This is a genomic window from Ralstonia flaminis (assembly GCF_958415495.1).
GTDB classification, from domain to species: Bacteria; Pseudomonadota; Gammaproteobacteria; order Burkholderiales; family Burkholderiaceae; genus Ralstonia; species Ralstonia flaminis.
Map to the genome: position 1 here is coordinate 201416 of NZ_CATZLL010000002.1, position 14319 is coordinate 215734.

Consider the following 14319-nt stretch of genomic DNA (forward strand, 5'->3'; position numbering starts at 1 on the left):
CCTTCATGGTACTCACGCTCCGCACGCCTGCAGCCAGTCGGCTGCCGTCGCTTACCGGGCTGCGCTTTCTGGCGGCCATGCTGGTCTTCCTGTACCACGGGTCACTCACGAAGATCGTAGTGTTCAACCCGTTTGCCAATGCGCAGTGGGCCACGGCCTACAACCACCTGTTCAACGTGGGCGGGCGCGTTGGCGTGTCGTTCTTCTTCGTGCTGAGCGGGTTCGTGCTGACGTGGTCTGCGCGCAGTACCGATACCACGCCAGCGTTTCTCAAGCGGCGCCTGCTCAAGATCTACCCCAACCACATCGTCACGTGGGCTGTGGCCATGATGCTGCTGGTGGCGCCCGGCACGCGGGCGGCGGTGTGGCTGCCCAATCTGTTCCTGCTGCATGCGTGGGTGCCGAAAGACGACATCCTGCGCGGGGTGAACGCGGTGTCGTGGTCGCTCTGCAGTGAACTGCTGTTCTACATGCTGTTTCCGCTGATCCTGCCGGCGGTGCAGCGCATACGTGCCGCGCGGTTGTGGTGGTGGGCGGCAGGCACCGTGGCGGCGCTGCTGGCGGCGCAGGGGCTCATCACGCTGCTCACACCGGACGCGCCCGTCGCACCGGGTTGGCCGTTGCCCGAGCTGCGTTTCTGGGTGGCGTACTTCTTCCCACCGCTGCGGCTGTTCGAGTTCGTGCTCGGCATGCTGATGGCGCGCATCCTCATGACCGGGCAGTGGATCAGGCTAGGCCTGCTGCCGGCGGTGCTCTTCATGGCGCTGGGGTATGCGGCCGCGCGCGTGGTGCCGTTCCAGTACAGCCTGAACGCAGTCCTCATCGTACCGATTGCGCTGCTCATCACCGCCGTGGCGGCAACCGACGTGGCTGACGCGCCCACGCTGCTCGCCTCACGGCCGATGGTGTGGCTGGGCGAGGTGTCGTTCGCGTTCTACATGGTTCACCTGGAAGTGCTGTACGGCGCGCGGGCGCTGCTGCGCGGGCAGGCGTTTGCCACGCCCGTGGCACTGGGTGTGATTGCGGCGGAGTTCAGCACGGCGCTGCTGCTTGCTTGGGCGTTGTATGCGCTGGTCGAGCGCCCCATCATGCGCCGCTGGGCCGGCAGCGCGCGGCCCCGCACAGCACGCGCATTGGTCAGCCGAGCAGACGACGGCAGCCGTGCCTGAGCTTCAGGCCGCTGTGGCCGGAATCAACCCCAGCATCGCCGCTTTCACAACGGCATGCGTCTTGTTGGCCGCGTTGAGCTTGGTGATGGCGTTCTGGATATGGAAGCTCACGTTGCGCTCGGTCATCTCCAGGATGGCCGCAACCTCGGCCACGGTCTTGCCTTCGGCCGTCCAGTGCAGTGTCTGGCGCTCAACGTCCTTGAGGCGCGCGGCAGCATCGGGCAGCACCTTGCTTGCCATCAGGTTGCTGATGGTGGCGTGGGCAAGCTGGCCCAGCCAGATCATCTCTGGCTCGATGGCGGCCAGCTCGTCTGCGGTGATGGGCTCAGCGCTGCGCGCCAGGCTGAAGGTGCCAAATATGCCGCGATGGTCTCGCATGGTTTGCGACCAGCCGTGGTTCAGCCCATGCTGGCGTGCCTCCACCCAGAACGGCTCGTTCGGATCGCTAATGCCGGGCCACAGCATGGGCTTCACGCAGCGCTGGCCGAACTGCAGCACCGGGTCGATGGCGGCGTAGCCGCGCGCCAGATAGGTCTCTCGCCAGCGCTCGGGGTAGTTGCTCCATGCCACGGTGTTGAAGCGCGTGATCGGGATCGCCGCGCGCAAGGCATAGGCGTAATAGTCGAAGCCCAATAGGGTGACCGCCGTGTGCAGGCTGCGAAACGCGGCGTCTGCATCATCCAGGGTATTCAACTCGCGCAACAATTCTGCGCGCCACGACGTAATCCGGTTTTCCGTCAATTCAATGCGAGCGCCCATGCAAGCGTTCTCCCAAATAGGTTCAGTACGACTGCAATCGCGCGGGATCATCCCGCACACATCACGGCCGCCACCGACAGACGTTTTGAACATGGCCGCGTGCCGGCACAGCATGCGGCATTCCCCCGGTTCAGGCTTGTGGCTGTCAATCCGCGTTGGTGTGAGGTTTCAGCCTTGATCTGGTCGTCGCCTTACGCTTCGCTGACTGCGCGAAACGGCGTGCTGGAACTATACAAAATTTGAAGCGGTTTGCGCGCCGCAACATACTAATGAGGGGTAGTACATTTTCTCGAATGCTGATTTGACTGAAGACAGGAATAAATCCGCTGATAATCGACCGCTCTTGCGCAAAGATGATTCCCTGATATAACCACCTGCTTTTTATTGCTGCTGTGCGGTTGCTTATTGTTCAAATTTTCCTGGCGTTCATGTTACATGAACACTGAATTTTCTTGAACAAGACAGTCTTGCCGTTCATACTTACCATGTGTTCACGCATCATGAACATGTGACAAATATGAACAAACACACATGGCGACCCGATACGATCCCCAGCATCACGAGCGTGAAGTGCTCGATACTGCGCTGAAAGCCCTGGGCGAACTCACCGGCATAGACGGCACGGTTGTTGCGACCGAGGCCCGCACCAGTCCCCGCGCAAAGTCCGACGCCGTTGTCGACCTGAAGGTCGCCGGCCAGACACATCGTTACCTTGTGGAATGCAAGCGCACGATGGACCGACCCTCCGCACTGGCCCTAGTTCGTACGCAACTGGCCCCCCACCTCGACTCTGGTTTGCTGGTTGCACCGTACCTCAGCCCACAACTGGCAGAGCACAGCCGGCAGCTCGACTTGCAGTTCATTGATACCGCAGGCAATGCTTACCTTAAGGCCGATGGTTTGTACGTATTTGTGAGTGGACGCAAGCCGCTCGCCCTTCCGACACAGACCTCCACGCGCAGCGCGGGCAACGCCACAGCATGGCGCATGGCCTTCGCCCTGCTCTGCGAACCTGCACTCGTACAGGCGCCATATCGGGAGATCGCAGAGGCCGCCGGCATTGCACTCGGCTCAGTCGGTACAGTGTTTCAGGACTTGGCCACGCGCGGTCTACTGGTTAAGTCAGCAAGAGGCCGTCGCCTCGCTGCGCCTGCGCAAATGCTCGACGAATGGGTTGCCGGCTACCCCTCGATACTGCGCCCCAAGCTGCATCCCCGCCGCTTCCAAGCGACCAACCCAAATTGGTGGCAAGACGCCAGCCTGGCCGACCCGACACAGCTGAGCGCGCAATGGGGCGGCGAAGTCGCGGCCGCCCGCATGACCGGCTATCTCAAACCCGCCACGCAGACGCTCTATATTGATCCGCCTGCCATGCGAGACACGCTGCGCCACCTAGTCACCAAGTATCGCCTTCAGCCTAGCGCGGATGGACCCATCGAACTGCTGGAGACCTTCTGGAGACCGCCGACTAGCCCAACCGCCCGGGAAAGTCTTGTACCACCGATCCTGGTTTATGCGGATCTCATCGCCACCATGGACTCGCGCAATCTGGAAACCGCCAACCTCATCCGAGAAAAAAGCATCGCTCGTGTACTCGATCCGCTCTGACCGCCCACTCGACCGCTCAACCCAGGACATTCTCAGTGCCATCCACGACGTGGCTGCCCCGCTGGCACTGCCCATCTTCGTGGTGGGCGCCACAGCGCGCGACATTCTGCTGACACACGTGTTTGGCATCGAGACCGGGCGTGCCACGCTCGACGTGGATTTTGCCGTTGCCGTAGAACATTGGCCGCAGTTCGAAAACCTCAAGCAGCACCTGCTAGCCAACGACCATTTCAACTCTGCCGCCAGCATCACCCACCGGCTGCTCTATCGCACGAGCGACAGCACGATCGCCCGGCCAATCGATCTCATCCCATTCGGCGGCATCGAACAGCCGCCAGCCACCATCAAATGGCCGCCCGATATGGCTGTCATGATGAATGTTGCGGGCTATGCAGATGCCTGGCGGGCCGCGGTCGAAGTAGAGTTTGCGCCCGGACGCAGCATACGCGTGGCATCGTTGGCTGGGCTTGCCGTGCTCAAGCTAATCGCCTGGAAGGATCGCGGCCGGGAGGACCCAAAGGATGCGGAAGACCTGCATTTCCTACTGCAAAACTATGCCGGCGCCGGCAACTTGGATCGTCTGTATGACGCAGAATCCGCTCTATTGGAATCGGCCAACTACGACCCGGACCTCGCAGGCATGGCCTTGCTTGGCAGAGATGCCGCCACGCTAGCCGGCCCGCAAACCTGTGAGCAATGCATCGCCCTGCTCGACGACACAGCAATGCGCGATCGCCTGGCCCTGCATATGGCCCGAACGCGTGCTGGCGCAACGGATGCGCTGGACGCGGCCTATACCCGCTTGACCTGGTTCCGGCAAGGGTTCGAACTGCATGCGACCGGCTCCCCCTCCGGCTGATTACAAGGCGGCGCCAACTCGAACCCGCCGCCACTGGACGCTCACTTACGCAAATATCTGCCGGAACGCACGCCACGCTTCAGCATGCGTCTCGAAACCAATGCCGGGAACCTGCGGCAAACCTGCGTAGCCCGCCTCAATACGCGCCCCATCCGCCAGCCCGCGAAACGGCGCAAACGCAAACGGGCTGACCTCCGCACCGCCCAGGCCAAGTGCCGCCACCAGATGCAGCGCAAAGAGATGCCCACCGTGCGGCCAGAACGCATGGCGCGGCCACCCGCGCGCGGTCATGGTTTCAAGGATGCGCAGGTAACCCGGCACGCCATAGCAATGCACGGGATCGAACACCAGCACATCGCGCGCGCTGCGCAAGCCCCCGTATTGATCGAGCAACCGTGCCTCCGCCTGCGAGAACAACGCCTCGCCCGCCGCGATGGGCGGCGCATATACCCCGGCCACCTTGGCATGCGTGGCGAAGTCCAGCGGGTCACAAAGGTCTTCAAACCACCAGAGCGCATAGGGCTCCAGCACGATTGCTGCCTGCAGCGCAGCAGTCTGGTCGTACAGGTTCATGGCATCCACAGCGAGGTGGCTGGCACCAGACAACTGCGCGGCTGCCACTTCGATGCGTTGGCAATCCACATCCAGCGGCGCACCACCGATCTTGATCTTGGCATGCGTGAAGCCGAGATCCACGCAGCGGCGCATCTCATCAGACAGGCGAGCAAGATCATCCTGCGGATAGCGATAGCCGCCGCCGGCGTATACGCGCACTCGCGGCTGCGCCACCACGCCAAGCCGCTGCGCAAGGAAGACGGACAACGGCATGCCGGCAATCTTTGCAGCCGCATCCCAGATCGCCATATCGAGCGTGCCCACGGCCACGCAGCGCTCGCCGTGGCCGCCGGGTTTCTCGCCCGCCATCATCGTGTGCCATGCCCGGAACGGGTCGAGATTGGTGCCCGCCTCATCCACCAGGCTGCCGGGCGATGCAGATAGCAGGCGCGGTGCAAAGCGCTCACGAATCAGCCCGCCCTGCGCGAAGCGGCCGACCGATGCGTAGCCGTAACCGATCACCGGTTTGCCGTCGCGCATCACATCAGTGGTGACGGCCACCAGGCTGGTGGTCAGTCCACCCGATGGAATGGACGGATCGTCATAGCGGGAAACCGGAATAGCGTGCTCGCGAATCTCGGTGATGTGCATGTCAGCCCTCGCTGCGCCGCCGATGTGGCGGCATGTTCGCATGCATTGTCGCAAGGTCTCGCACCATGCGTGCGCCCGCGGCAACATGCTTGCGCGGTCGCCAGCAAGCCGTGCGCCTCAACCACGCGACAAATCGTCGCGGTAAAAATGACAAGATTGCAGGGCCTGCGTGCAGCGCCGACAACGTTGCCGAAGTTGCGCGTGTCACTTTTACACGCGCATGTGGCGGCGGCCGCCCGTGCAAAAAATTGCGCGCAGATTTGATGCGGAAAGCACACGTTTATCGCCCTATCGAATTGCGCGCAAAGCCCTTACAGTCTCGCCCGCGACTCGCCTTTCCGATGCAGTCGAGACCCCGACAACAAGCACGACGGTACGAAGCAACAGGGTCACTTTTCGGCGCGTCTTCGTCGCCTCGTCACTCCCCCGGTTTGTGGCGCTTTTTCAACTTGGGCCCGCCCCGAGATGGCGGGGCTTTGTCTGCAATCTGGCGATGAGACGAGGACGTGGTTTTGACCTACCACGGCGCTCTTCGCCGTGACCCCCTTGCACAGGAAGTACCCGTCTCATGCGTACCCAACTGCTCTCTCTTGGCGTTGCCATCGGCGCAACGTTTGCCCTTTTTGGCGCACCGAGCCAGGCCAACTGCGTGGCCAATCCACCCACGCAATCCAACACCACCTTTCCGGCCAGCCTGACCGGCAAGCTTGCGTATCACAGCTATGTGAACTACGGCGACGGCACCAGCCAACTCTTCATCTACGACTTTGCCGCGCGCACGCTGCAGCAGGTGTCGCAACCCACCTGGGGCATTCAGGACCCGATGAACGCGGTGTTCAGCCCAGACGGCAAGTGGCTTGCCTTCATGGGCATCACCAACAACGCGTGGAACGTGTTCTTCTGGCAGGTCGGCTCCAGCAACATGCCGATCAACCTGACCAACAGCACGGGCCAGACGCGCAATGAAGACCCGAAGTTCAGCACCGACGGCAAGTCGCTGCTGTTCAAACAGAACGGCGACGTGATGCAAGCCGCGCTGTCGTACACGAGCTCGGGCCCGGTGTTCACCTCCATCGTCAATCTGACGCGCACGGCGCCGGCGGTGGAAAACTCGATGCCCTTCCCCACGCCCGACGGTACGGCCGTCTACTACGCCGATGGCACGGGCGCCAACATGGGCCTGTACAAGCAGACCATCGGCAGCACCAGCAAGGTGGCGTTCGACACGCCGACAGGGCTGGCAACGTACTACCCGATCGTGCGTGCAGACGGCACCGTGTTCTATGCCCGCTGGCATGACGCCACGAGCCAGGCTGACCAGATCTACACCAAGCTCAACCCGGGCGATACGCCCAACCAGCTCTCGCTCAACGACTGCAACAGCAACAACTCCGACCCGTCGCCCGTGAACGGCACAAACTACGTGTTCTTCTCGTCCACCACGGCCGGCGGCTATCAGCTCTACCTGGGCGATGCGAGCACGGGCCAGCGCTGGAGCCTGTCGCAGTTTGGCGTGAACAGCGACACGACCAGGGCCAAGCTCGGCTCGAACTACTACGCGGGCGGAGCAACGCCTGCTGCGCAGCAGATCGGGCTGCTGTCGCAAGGCAAGCCAGCCAGCGCGTCGTCCAGCTACAGCAGCAGCCTGGGCCCGGCCTACGCGTTTGACGGCAACACCACCAGCACGCGCTGGGATTCGGTTGAAGGCGTGGCCGGTACACAGTGGCTGATGGTGGACCTCGGCTCGACGCGCACCATCACCGGTGTCGACCTGTATTGGGATGCCGGCGCCAAGGTGTATTCCATCCAGACCTCCAACGACGGCGTGAACTGGACCAACATCTACTCGACCACCAATGGCGTGTCGTACGGCCACGTGGCACTGGCCAACCTCAAGGGCAGCGGTCGCTATGTGCGTATGGTCGGCACGCAACGCGCCACGCAGTGGGGCTACTCGCTGGACGAAATGCAGGTGTGGGGCTACTGATCGGTTGATCGATCCGTCTGCCTGACATGACAACGCCCCGGTGACTGCGGCCATCGGGGCGTTTGTCTTTGCAGCGCGCTAGCGCATCAGCCCGCCTGGAACGCGCCAGGCACCCAGGCAAACGGCTTGGCGATGCGGTTCCACGTGTTCATCTGCGCAACCACCAGCGTGAGGCTGGAAAGCTCGGCCTTGCTGAAGTGACGCAGCATCTCGTCGATCAGGTCATCGCCGATGGCGTTGTTAGCGAGCAGTGTCACTGCATCGGCCCACCGCAGCGCAGCGCGTTCGCGCTCGGTATAGAACGGCGTCTCTTCCCATACAGGCAGCGAGTACAGGCGCATGGCAGTCTCGCCAGCGTGGATGCCTTCCTTGTAGTGGCGGTCCAGACAATACGCGCAGCCGTTGAGTTGCGAGATGCGATAGCGCAGCAGCTCAAGCAGGCGCGTATCGAAACCGCAGTTGTTGACATACGACTCGACCGCCAGCACAGCTTCAACCATCTTGGGCGGCAGTTCAGCAAAAGAGATGCGTTCGTTCATGCAAGGGCTCCGTTGAAAGACCGCGGCCATGGTAGGCAGAGCTGACCGCTGCAGCGTGCGTGCATGCCGTATGGCAAAGATCAGCCCGCCGGTATAGGCCGCGCCGTTGCCTCTGGTTGAGGACTAACCCCTAGATTGTCAAAAGCTGAACATTCAGCATGGACATGGCTCGGCACGATGGCACTTCCGCACCACGCCACAGGATGGAAAATGCCCGCCCCGATCAAACCGCGTACCCCACCGCACGGCATGAGCCGGCGGGATTTCCTGACCCTCGGCACTGCCGCTGCCGGCCTGGGTACGTTGAGCCTGACCTTGCCCGACACCGCCCTCGCAACCACGCCGGCAGCGGATACCAACTGGCATGCCGGGCAGCTCGCGCACCTGATCCCCGCCGCCAGCCACGACCGTTTTCTTATCAAGGCATCGTTTCAGGCACCGCTGGCGCACGCACCGTGGCTGATCGTGAACGGCAGGCGTGTTGCCGGCGAGCCCACCGATACAGCAGGCCGCTTCTGGCGCTTTGATGTGCGCGGCCTGCAACCGGCCACACAGTACACGCTGCGCATCGTCGATGCTGGTGGCAAGCCGCTGGCCGATGCCTGGCCGCTCAAGACCTTTCCTGCATCCAACGCCACACCCGCACGCCTGCGCATCCTGGCCTACACGTGCGCGGGGGGCTACGACGGCCCGTCCATCGCCGGTAAGACCGCCTGGCTCGACATGAACGCGCGCCGCCGCCTGCTGGCACGCGGCATGGCCTTCGCACCCGATGCCGTCATCGCCAACGGCGACCACATCTACTGGGACTTGCAAACCTCGCAGAACAAGCCCTTCGCTCGCCACGTCCGCGAGTTGATGTGGGCGAAATTTGGCGGTGCGCTCGACATGTCGGTGCCGATGTCGCACCCAAAGAACGAGCCGATCTTCACGCGCGTATGCGACTACCAGATCGGCGGGTTGTATGGCACCACGCTGCGCTCCACGCCCGCGTATTTCCTGACGGACGACCACGACACCTTCGAGAACGACGAGTTCGACGACAAGGTCGCCACGTTGCCACCGGAGCCATACGGGCTGATTGGTGCGGAGTTGACACAGCACCGCTACTACCCCGAGTTCCTGCCCGATGCCAACCGCCCCGTATGGCTGCCCGGCGGAGACAAGGCGGGCATGCCCACCGACACCAACAGTGCGTTCGGCACCCTGCGCTACGGCACCCTGCTTGAAGCCGTGCTGTACGACTGCCGGCGTTTTCTGGACAACAAGGGCATGCACGCACGCGTGGTGCCGCAGTGGGTGGAAGACTGGCTCGTGGCGCGCACGCGTGCGGAAGACACGGCGCATTTCTTTCACGTGCCGTCGCTGCCGTTTGCGTATTCTTCCGGCAAGCTGGGCGACTGGTATCCGGACCTGCTCGACAAGAAGACCGGGCGGCTGGTCGGCAATCAACCCAAGCCCGGTTGGCAGACTGGCTGGCACGCACAGCACCAGCGTCTGGTGGCAGCGCTCGGACAACAGAAGCAGCGCGCCGCCGTCATCGTGCAGGGGGACTTTCATGCGTCGGCCGTCGGGTCGATGTCGCGCTCGGCCGAGCTGGGGTTCGCGCAGCCGGTGCATGCCGTCATGACCGGCACGCTGGGCACCGGCGACATGGGCTTCCCCTCCGCTTTCCGCAGCATCGAGACCACACCCGCGCTGTCCGTCGCCATGCAGGAAGCCTTGCGCCCAACCGAGAAAAACGGCTTTACCATCATCGACGTGACGCCGGAGAAGATGACCTTCTCGCTGTTCCTGTGGCGCCCGCCTGAGCCGGTGGACGCCATCGACACCCTCCAGCCGGCCCTGGTGTACGAGGTGCCGCGCCTGGCATGAGGCGTCTATACAACAACAAGGAGACGCATGGCGAAGATCTGCATCGTGGGGGCCGGTTCGATCGGCTGCTATCTGGGGGGCCGTCTGCTGGCCGCGGGCGCTGACGCAACACTGGTCGGGCGTGCACGCATTGGTGATGAACTGCGCGCGCATGGCCTGACGCTGACGGACTACCGCGGTGGCCGCTGGCAGGTGCACGCCGCCAATGTGCCTTACGCGACCGAGCCTGACGCCGCTGCCGCAGCAGATCTGGTGCTGGTCACCGTCAAGTCGGCCGCAACCGCTTCCGTGGCTGATGAGCTGAAGCCCCTGCTACGCCCTGGCGCGGTGGTCATCAGCTTCCAGAACGGTTTAGGCAATGCCGACGTGCTCCGCGCCGCGCTGCCGCAGCAGACGGTGCTGGCGGGCATGGTGCCCTTCAACGTGATGCAGCCGGGGCCGGGCGCCTTTCATCAGGGCACGGCGGGCGAGCTGGAGGTTGCCACGTCGCCCGCGTTAGACGCCTTCCTTGATGATTTCCAGCGTGCGGGTCTGCCGCTGGTGCAGCGCACGGACATGGCATCGGTGCAATGGGCCAAGCTACTGCTCAACCTGAACAACGCCATCAATGCACTGGCCAATCGGCCATTGAAGGAAGAACTGTCGCAACGCGCTTACCGGCGCTGCCTGGCACTGGCGCAAATCGAGGCGATGCGGCTGCTGGCACGCGCTGGCATCCAGCCTGCCAAGCTCACCCCGATACCCCCCGCGTGGATCCCGCGCCTGCTGGCGACACCCGATGCCGTGTTTGCCCGGCTGGGCGGCAAGATGCTCGCCATCGATCCGCTCGCGCGCTCGTCCATGTCCGATGACCTGGCCGCTGGGCGCGCCACCGAGGTCGACTGGATCAACGGCGAGGTCGTACGTCTGGCCGATCGGCTCGGGCAACGTGCGCCCGTCAACGCGCAGCTGTGTGCGCTGGTGCATGCCGCAGAAGCCGCCGCCGCGCGCCCGAGCTGGTCGGGCAACGATCTACTGGCGGCGCTGCGCTCGGCCGCCTGAACGCGGTTCAACTCACGCCCAGCAGCTGCGACATGTCCTGAATCTCGATGTGCCCATAGCGCAGGCGGATGGCGCCCAGCTTCACCAGCGCCTGTAGCTCCTTGCTGAGCGTCTGTCGGCTGATGCCCAACATCATGGCCAGCGCGTCCTGCGAGGTGTTGATGGTTGCGCGCCCTTGCGCCGATTGCGATACATCGCCGTGCGCCAGCATGGCAATCCGCCGCGCCACGCGCACGCGCGTGCCCTGTAACGCGGCGCTCGCCAGCGAGCCATAGGCTAGGCGCAAACGCATCGCCACCAAGCGCGCGATGGCTGCCGCAAACGCCGCGTCACGCATCAACGCTTCGAAGCGCGCTGCACTGACAGCGAGCACCTCGGCATCTTCCAGCGCAACCGCGCAGTGACCGCGCGGTTGCTGATCCAACGTCGACACCCCGCCGAACCAGTTGCCGGGCTCAACCAGCGTGAGGATCACCTCGTCGCCCTCTGCGTTGAAGATCGACAGCTTGAGTGCGCCGCTGGCGACGCCAAAGAAAGCGTTGGCACCGGGGTCTACCGGATCGCCCTGGCGGAAAAGGAACGCACCGGCGGCAACAGGCACGGTCGTGGTGGCCTCCAGCAAGGCCTCGGCTGCTTGCTGCGAAAGGCTCTGGAACCAGGGGTTGGTGGAAAAAACTTGCATGGACGGCGGCGTTGAATGCGCTGCCACGAGACTACATGCAATGGCTGCCTATTGGCAAAACGGTTGTGCGTTGCGGTCCACCGACATACCCCACTTCCCGGCGCACCGGCAGCCGGCACGTTCTGCTAACGTCGCTCGACATTTCAACGGGAGGGGGCCATGCCGTATCCGCGTGTTCTGGTTGCCGTTGCCGCGCTGCTCGCGAGCGTGTCCGTCTGGGCGCAGAGCGCGCCCGCCGCCAACGCCGACGACACCCGCAACGCTCAACTGCTGCAGGAAGGCGCGCAGCTTGCCAAGGCCATCGACGATTTCGACAAGGTAGCTGCCTTCTACGAAAACGCGTATCGCGACGAAACGGCCCGGCTCTACAGCGCACGCAGCCAGGTTGAATCGCTGCTCTACCTGATGGAAGCGGCCAACGCCAAAACGAGCGCAAAGGTCGTCTCGTCCAACTGGGCGTATGCGTACTACCTCAAGGCCTACGCCCTGATCGAGCTGAACCGTACCGACGAAGCCAAGACCATCCTGCAGCGCGCCATCGACATGGCACCGCACAACGCGCAGTTCCATGCGGAACTGGGCAACCTCTACCAGCGCGAAAAGAACTGGCCGCTGGCACTCGCCAGCTTCAACGCCGCCGCACGCGATGCGCGCGAATTCTCGCCGCCGCAGATCAAGAACAACGAACTTGGTCGCGCCTGGCGTGGCACGGCGTACGTGTATGTTGAGCAAAACCGGCTGGACGAGGCCGAAGCGCTATACCGCAAATGCTTGGAGCTGGACCCCAAAGACGGCCGCGCGGCAGCGGAACTGCGTTACGTGCAGGCGCAACGCGCCAAGGCAGGCAACCCGTAAGCGGATTACCCCGGCCGGCGCCCCAGCACCCACCCCACGGAAAGCACATACCGGCTGCCACCCACCACGCGCGTCACGCTGTGCTCACACGCATCGGGGCGGAACAGTTTGACGCGCCGTGTCTGGAAGATCGGGTTGGCGCAGATGAACTCACCGCCCGCACGCGGCGACTTCAACACGATGTTCAGCCGATAGTGCCGCCCGTTGGATACGGGGTCGGTATGCGGTGGGATTTCCGACCCTTCCGGGTAGCGAATCAGATAGCTGTCAAACGGAATTGGCCACATTGCCGTGGCCAGCAGCATCTTGTCGTAGCCCGTACCCTGGCGGCCGCGTTGCCAACGAAAAACGGTTTGAAGAAACTGGCGCAAGGAAGACATGAGCGTCGCGGGTAGCTGAACCCGCGCATGTTAGCCGGGAACTACCGCCGCTTGCCAATCTTCGACCAGTACGTGAAGGGCTCCTCGTGGCACTCGTAGTCGAGTTCAGCCACGCGCGTCTGCAGGCGTTCCTGCACATCCCGCACGGCAAGGTTGTAGACCACCGGGCCGATCTCTTCGATAAAGAAGCTCAGCAATGCCCCGGCCTGGATGTTGCCGATGCGTTCTTCCAGGTGGTCAGTGAAGTAGCGCTGGATGGATTGAATCGCCTCTTCGCGGGTATCGCGGTCAAGCTCGATCGGCATGGGGGCTCCTGTGAATGGGCTGGCTTCAGAGCGTCAGCTTGTAGCCCTCGTGGCTCGCCACGAAGCCCAGGCTTTCGTAAAAACGATGTGCATCGCGGCGGGTCTTGTCGGTGGTGAGCTGCATGAGCTGGCACCCACGGGCACGACAGGTATCGATCGCCCATTCAAACATGCGGCGCCCAAGGCCGCTACCTCGCAGGGGCGCCGCAATGCGCACCGCCTCGATCTGCCCGCGCCACGCACCGCGTCGCGCCATGCCCGGGATGAACGACAACTGCAACGTACCGACCACCGTATCGCCCTGCACGGCCACCACCAACTGTTGATTGGTATCGGCTGCAATGGCTTCGAACGCAGCCACATAGCATGCGTCGAGCGTCGGCCCGAGAGACTCGCGCTGGGCACCCAACGCGTCGTCAGCCAGCAGGGCCACAATGGCCGGAACATCGTCTAGGCACGCGGTACGGAAGAGGATGGATTCCATGGGCAATGCGAAAGTGATCGACAGCGGCAGTGCGCTTTGGTCGCCAGTCTAAGCCTTTCTGTGCGCTGGCCGGCATGAGCGCTGCACGGCCAAAAGCATCGATCCATCGACTATCGTTAACGCAGGACCACGGCGGGCCGCCAGCGAGAGCATGGACCGCCTCACCGCACGGGAGACACAGCATGCGCGTCGAGCTGAACCACACCATCGTCTGGTGCCGCGACAAGCAACAGTCCACACGCTTCCTGCGCGACATTCTCGACCTGCCCGAACCCATCCCATTCGGGCAGATGCTGGTCGTACCGCTGTCCAACGGCGTCTCGCTCGACTTCTTTGATAGCAACGAGCCGATCGCCGCGCAGCACTACGCCTTCCTCATCAGCGACGCCGAGTTCGACCGTGCCTTCGCGCGCATCCAGGCAAAGGGGCTTGCGTACTGGGCGGACCCCGCCAAGAAACAGCTTGGCGAGACCTACGTCCACAACGGCGGCCGCGGCCTGTACTTTGATGATCCGGACGGGCACTTTCTGGAAATCATGACGCGGCCATATGACCTGGGGTCGTAAGCTC

At 63.3% G+C, this 14319-nt stretch carries 15 protein-coding genes; 8 read left to right on the top strand and 7 right to left on the bottom strand.

The window, feature by feature from the left end; genetic code table 11:
* Window positions 1–5 precede the first annotated feature (5 nt).
* Window positions 6–1169, top strand: coding sequence for an acyltransferase family protein (locus tag R2N11_RS03505; RefSeq protein ID WP_316680155.1), 1164 nt, complete (start codon window positions 6–8; stop codon window positions 1167–1169).
* A gap of 3 nt (window positions 1170–1172) precedes the next feature.
* Here the strand turns inward: R2N11_RS03505 and R2N11_RS03510 are convergent, their stop codons facing one another.
* Window positions 1173–1928: an autoinducer binding domain-containing protein gene (locus tag R2N11_RS03510; protein ID WP_199031338.1), complete on the bottom strand. Its 756-nt coding sequence runs from the start codon at window positions 1926–1928 to the stop codon at window positions 1173–1175.
* A 531-nt stretch (window positions 1929–2459) separates the two neighbouring features.
* Between R2N11_RS03510 and R2N11_RS03515 the strand changes: the two genes are divergently transcribed.
* Both R2N11_RS03515 and R2N11_RS03520 read left to right on the top strand, forming a co-directional pair.
* Complete coding sequence (locus R2N11_RS03515) at window positions 2460–3536, top strand: type IV toxin-antitoxin system AbiEi family antitoxin (RefSeq protein WP_199031339.1); 1077 nt, start codon at window positions 2460–2462, stop codon at window positions 3534–3536.
* Window positions 3517–4395: a nucleotidyl transferase AbiEii/AbiGii toxin family protein gene (locus tag R2N11_RS03520; RefSeq protein WP_316680156.1), complete on the top strand. Its 879-nt coding sequence runs from the start codon at window positions 3517–3519 to the stop codon at window positions 4393–4395. Before R2N11_RS03515 ends, R2N11_RS03520 begins: the two co-directional genes overlap by 20 nt.
* 45 nt (window positions 4396–4440) lie before the next feature.
* Here the strand turns inward: R2N11_RS03520 and R2N11_RS03525 are convergent, their stop codons facing one another.
* Window positions 4441–5601, bottom strand: a complete 1161-nt coding sequence (locus R2N11_RS03525) for an enolase C-terminal domain-like protein (protein WP_316680157.1) — start codon at window positions 5599–5601, stop codon at window positions 4441–4443.
* A 568-nt stretch (window positions 5602–6169) separates the two neighbouring features.
* Here R2N11_RS03525 and R2N11_RS03530 point away from each other — a divergent pair.
* Window positions 6170–7588, top strand: a complete 1419-nt coding sequence (locus R2N11_RS03530; protein ID WP_316680158.1) for a discoidin domain-containing protein — start codon at window positions 6170–6172, stop codon at window positions 7586–7588.
* Window positions 7589–7674: 86 nt separating this feature from the next.
* Here R2N11_RS03530 and R2N11_RS03535 read toward each other — a convergent pair whose 3' ends face one another.
* Entirely contained in the window at window positions 7675–8127 is a 453-nt protein-coding gene (locus R2N11_RS03535) for a carboxymuconolactone decarboxylase family protein (RefSeq protein WP_316680159.1), read from the bottom strand.
* 210 nt (window positions 8128–8337) lie between these two features.
* On the opposite strand from R2N11_RS03535, the gene R2N11_RS03540 reads away from it, so the two are divergent.
* Together R2N11_RS03540 and R2N11_RS03545 are read left to right on the top strand one after the other, a co-directional pair.
* Entirely contained in the window at window positions 8338–10002 is a 1665-nt protein-coding gene (locus R2N11_RS03540) for a twin-arginine translocation signal domain-containing protein (RefSeq protein ID WP_316680160.1), read from the top strand.
* A 27-nt stretch (window positions 10003–10029) separates the two neighbouring features.
* Window positions 10030–11043 carry a 2-dehydropantoate 2-reductase gene (locus tag R2N11_RS03545; protein WP_199031345.1) on the top strand — a complete coding sequence of 338 codons (1014 nt, stop codon included), beginning with the start codon at window positions 10030–10032 and terminating at the stop codon, window positions 11041–11043.
* A gap of 7 nt (window positions 11044–11050) precedes the next feature.
* Here R2N11_RS03545 and R2N11_RS03550 read toward each other — a convergent pair whose 3' ends face one another.
* Complete coding sequence (locus R2N11_RS03550; RefSeq protein ID WP_316680161.1) at window positions 11051–11725, bottom strand: Crp/Fnr family transcriptional regulator; 675 nt, start codon at window positions 11723–11725, stop codon at window positions 11051–11053.
* Window positions 11726–11884: 159 nt separating this feature from the next.
* Between R2N11_RS03550 and R2N11_RS03555 the strand changes: the two genes are divergently transcribed.
* Window positions 11885–12580, top strand: coding sequence for a tetratricopeptide repeat protein (locus R2N11_RS03555; protein ID WP_316680162.1), 696 nt, complete (start codon window positions 11885–11887; stop codon window positions 12578–12580).
* A gap of 5 nt (window positions 12581–12585) precedes the next feature.
* Here R2N11_RS03555 and R2N11_RS03560 read toward each other — a convergent pair whose 3' ends face one another.
* Genes R2N11_RS03560 through R2N11_RS03570 form a run of 3 tightly spaced genes read right to left on the bottom strand, consistent with a single transcriptional unit; the run spans window position 12586 to window position 13749 of the window.
* Window positions 12586–12960 (bottom strand): 2OG-Fe(II) oxygenase family protein, encoded by a 375-nt coding sequence (locus R2N11_RS03560; RefSeq protein ID WP_316680163.1) that lies wholly within the window; start codon window positions 12958–12960, stop codon window positions 12586–12588.
* 41 nt (window positions 12961–13001) lie between these two features.
* Window positions 13002–13265, bottom strand: coding sequence for a DUF2164 domain-containing protein (locus tag R2N11_RS03565; RefSeq protein ID WP_199031349.1), 264 nt, complete (start codon window positions 13263–13265; stop codon window positions 13002–13004).
* Window positions 13266–13290: 25 nt separating this feature from the next.
* The gene (locus R2N11_RS03570; RefSeq protein ID WP_316680164.1) at window positions 13291–13749 is read right to left on the bottom strand and encodes a GNAT family N-acetyltransferase; all 459 of its coding nucleotides are present in this window, start codon (window positions 13747–13749) and stop codon (window positions 13291–13293) included.
* 182 nt (window positions 13750–13931) lie between these two features.
* Here R2N11_RS03570 and R2N11_RS03575 point away from each other — a divergent pair, with 182 nt between their 5' ends.
* Window positions 13932–14315, top strand: coding sequence for a VOC family protein (locus R2N11_RS03575; RefSeq protein WP_316680165.1), 384 nt, complete (start codon window positions 13932–13934; stop codon window positions 14313–14315).
* Window positions 14316–14319: the final 4 nt, after the last annotated feature.

Excerpts from the sequence above, each read along its gene's own strand:
- R2N11_RS03505 (WP_316680155.1), top strand. The coding sequence starts at position 6 with ATGGTACTCACGCTCCGCACGCCTGCAGCCAGTCGGCTGCCGTCGCTT.
- R2N11_RS03510 (WP_199031338.1), bottom strand. The coding sequence starts at position 1,928 with ATGGGCGCTCGCATTGAATTGACGGAAAACCGGATTACGTCGTGGCGC.
- R2N11_RS03515 (WP_199031339.1), top strand. The coding sequence starts at position 2,460 with ATGGCGACCCGATACGATCCCCAGCATCACGAGCGTGAAGTGCTCGAT.
- R2N11_RS03525 (WP_316680157.1), bottom strand. The coding sequence starts at position 5,601 with ATGCACATCACCGAGATTCGCGAGCACGCTATTCCGGTTTCCCGCTAT.
- R2N11_RS03530 (WP_316680158.1), top strand. The coding sequence starts at position 6,170 with ATGCGTACCCAACTGCTCTCTCTTGGCGTTGCCATCGGCGCAACGTTT.
- R2N11_RS03535 (WP_316680159.1), bottom strand. The coding sequence starts at position 8,127 with ATGAACGAACGCATCTCTTTTGCTGAACTGCCGCCCAAGATGGTTGAA.
- R2N11_RS03540 (WP_316680160.1), top strand. The coding sequence starts at position 8,338 with ATGCCCGCCCCGATCAAACCGCGTACCCCACCGCACGGCATGAGCCGG.
- R2N11_RS03545 (WP_199031345.1), top strand. The coding sequence starts at position 10,030 with ATGGCGAAGATCTGCATCGTGGGGGCCGGTTCGATCGGCTGCTATCTG.
- R2N11_RS03550 (WP_316680161.1), bottom strand. The coding sequence starts at position 11,725 with ATGCAAGTTTTTTCCACCAACCCCTGGTTCCAGAGCCTTTCGCAGCAA.
- R2N11_RS03555 (WP_316680162.1), top strand. The coding sequence starts at position 11,885 with ATGCCGTATCCGCGTGTTCTGGTTGCCGTTGCCGCGCTGCTCGCGAGC.
- R2N11_RS03560 (WP_316680163.1), bottom strand. The coding sequence starts at position 12,960 with ATGTCTTCCTTGCGCCAGTTTCTTCAAACCGTTTTTCGTTGGCAACGC.
- R2N11_RS03565 (WP_199031349.1), bottom strand. The coding sequence starts at position 13,265 with ATGCCGATCGAGCTTGACCGCGATACCCGCGAAGAGGCGATTCAATCC.
- R2N11_RS03570 (WP_316680164.1), bottom strand. The coding sequence starts at position 13,749 with ATGGAATCCATCCTCTTCCGTACCGCGTGCCTAGACGATGTTCCGGCC.
- R2N11_RS03575 (WP_316680165.1), top strand. The coding sequence starts at position 13,932 with ATGCGCGTCGAGCTGAACCACACCATCGTCTGGTGCCGCGACAAGCAA.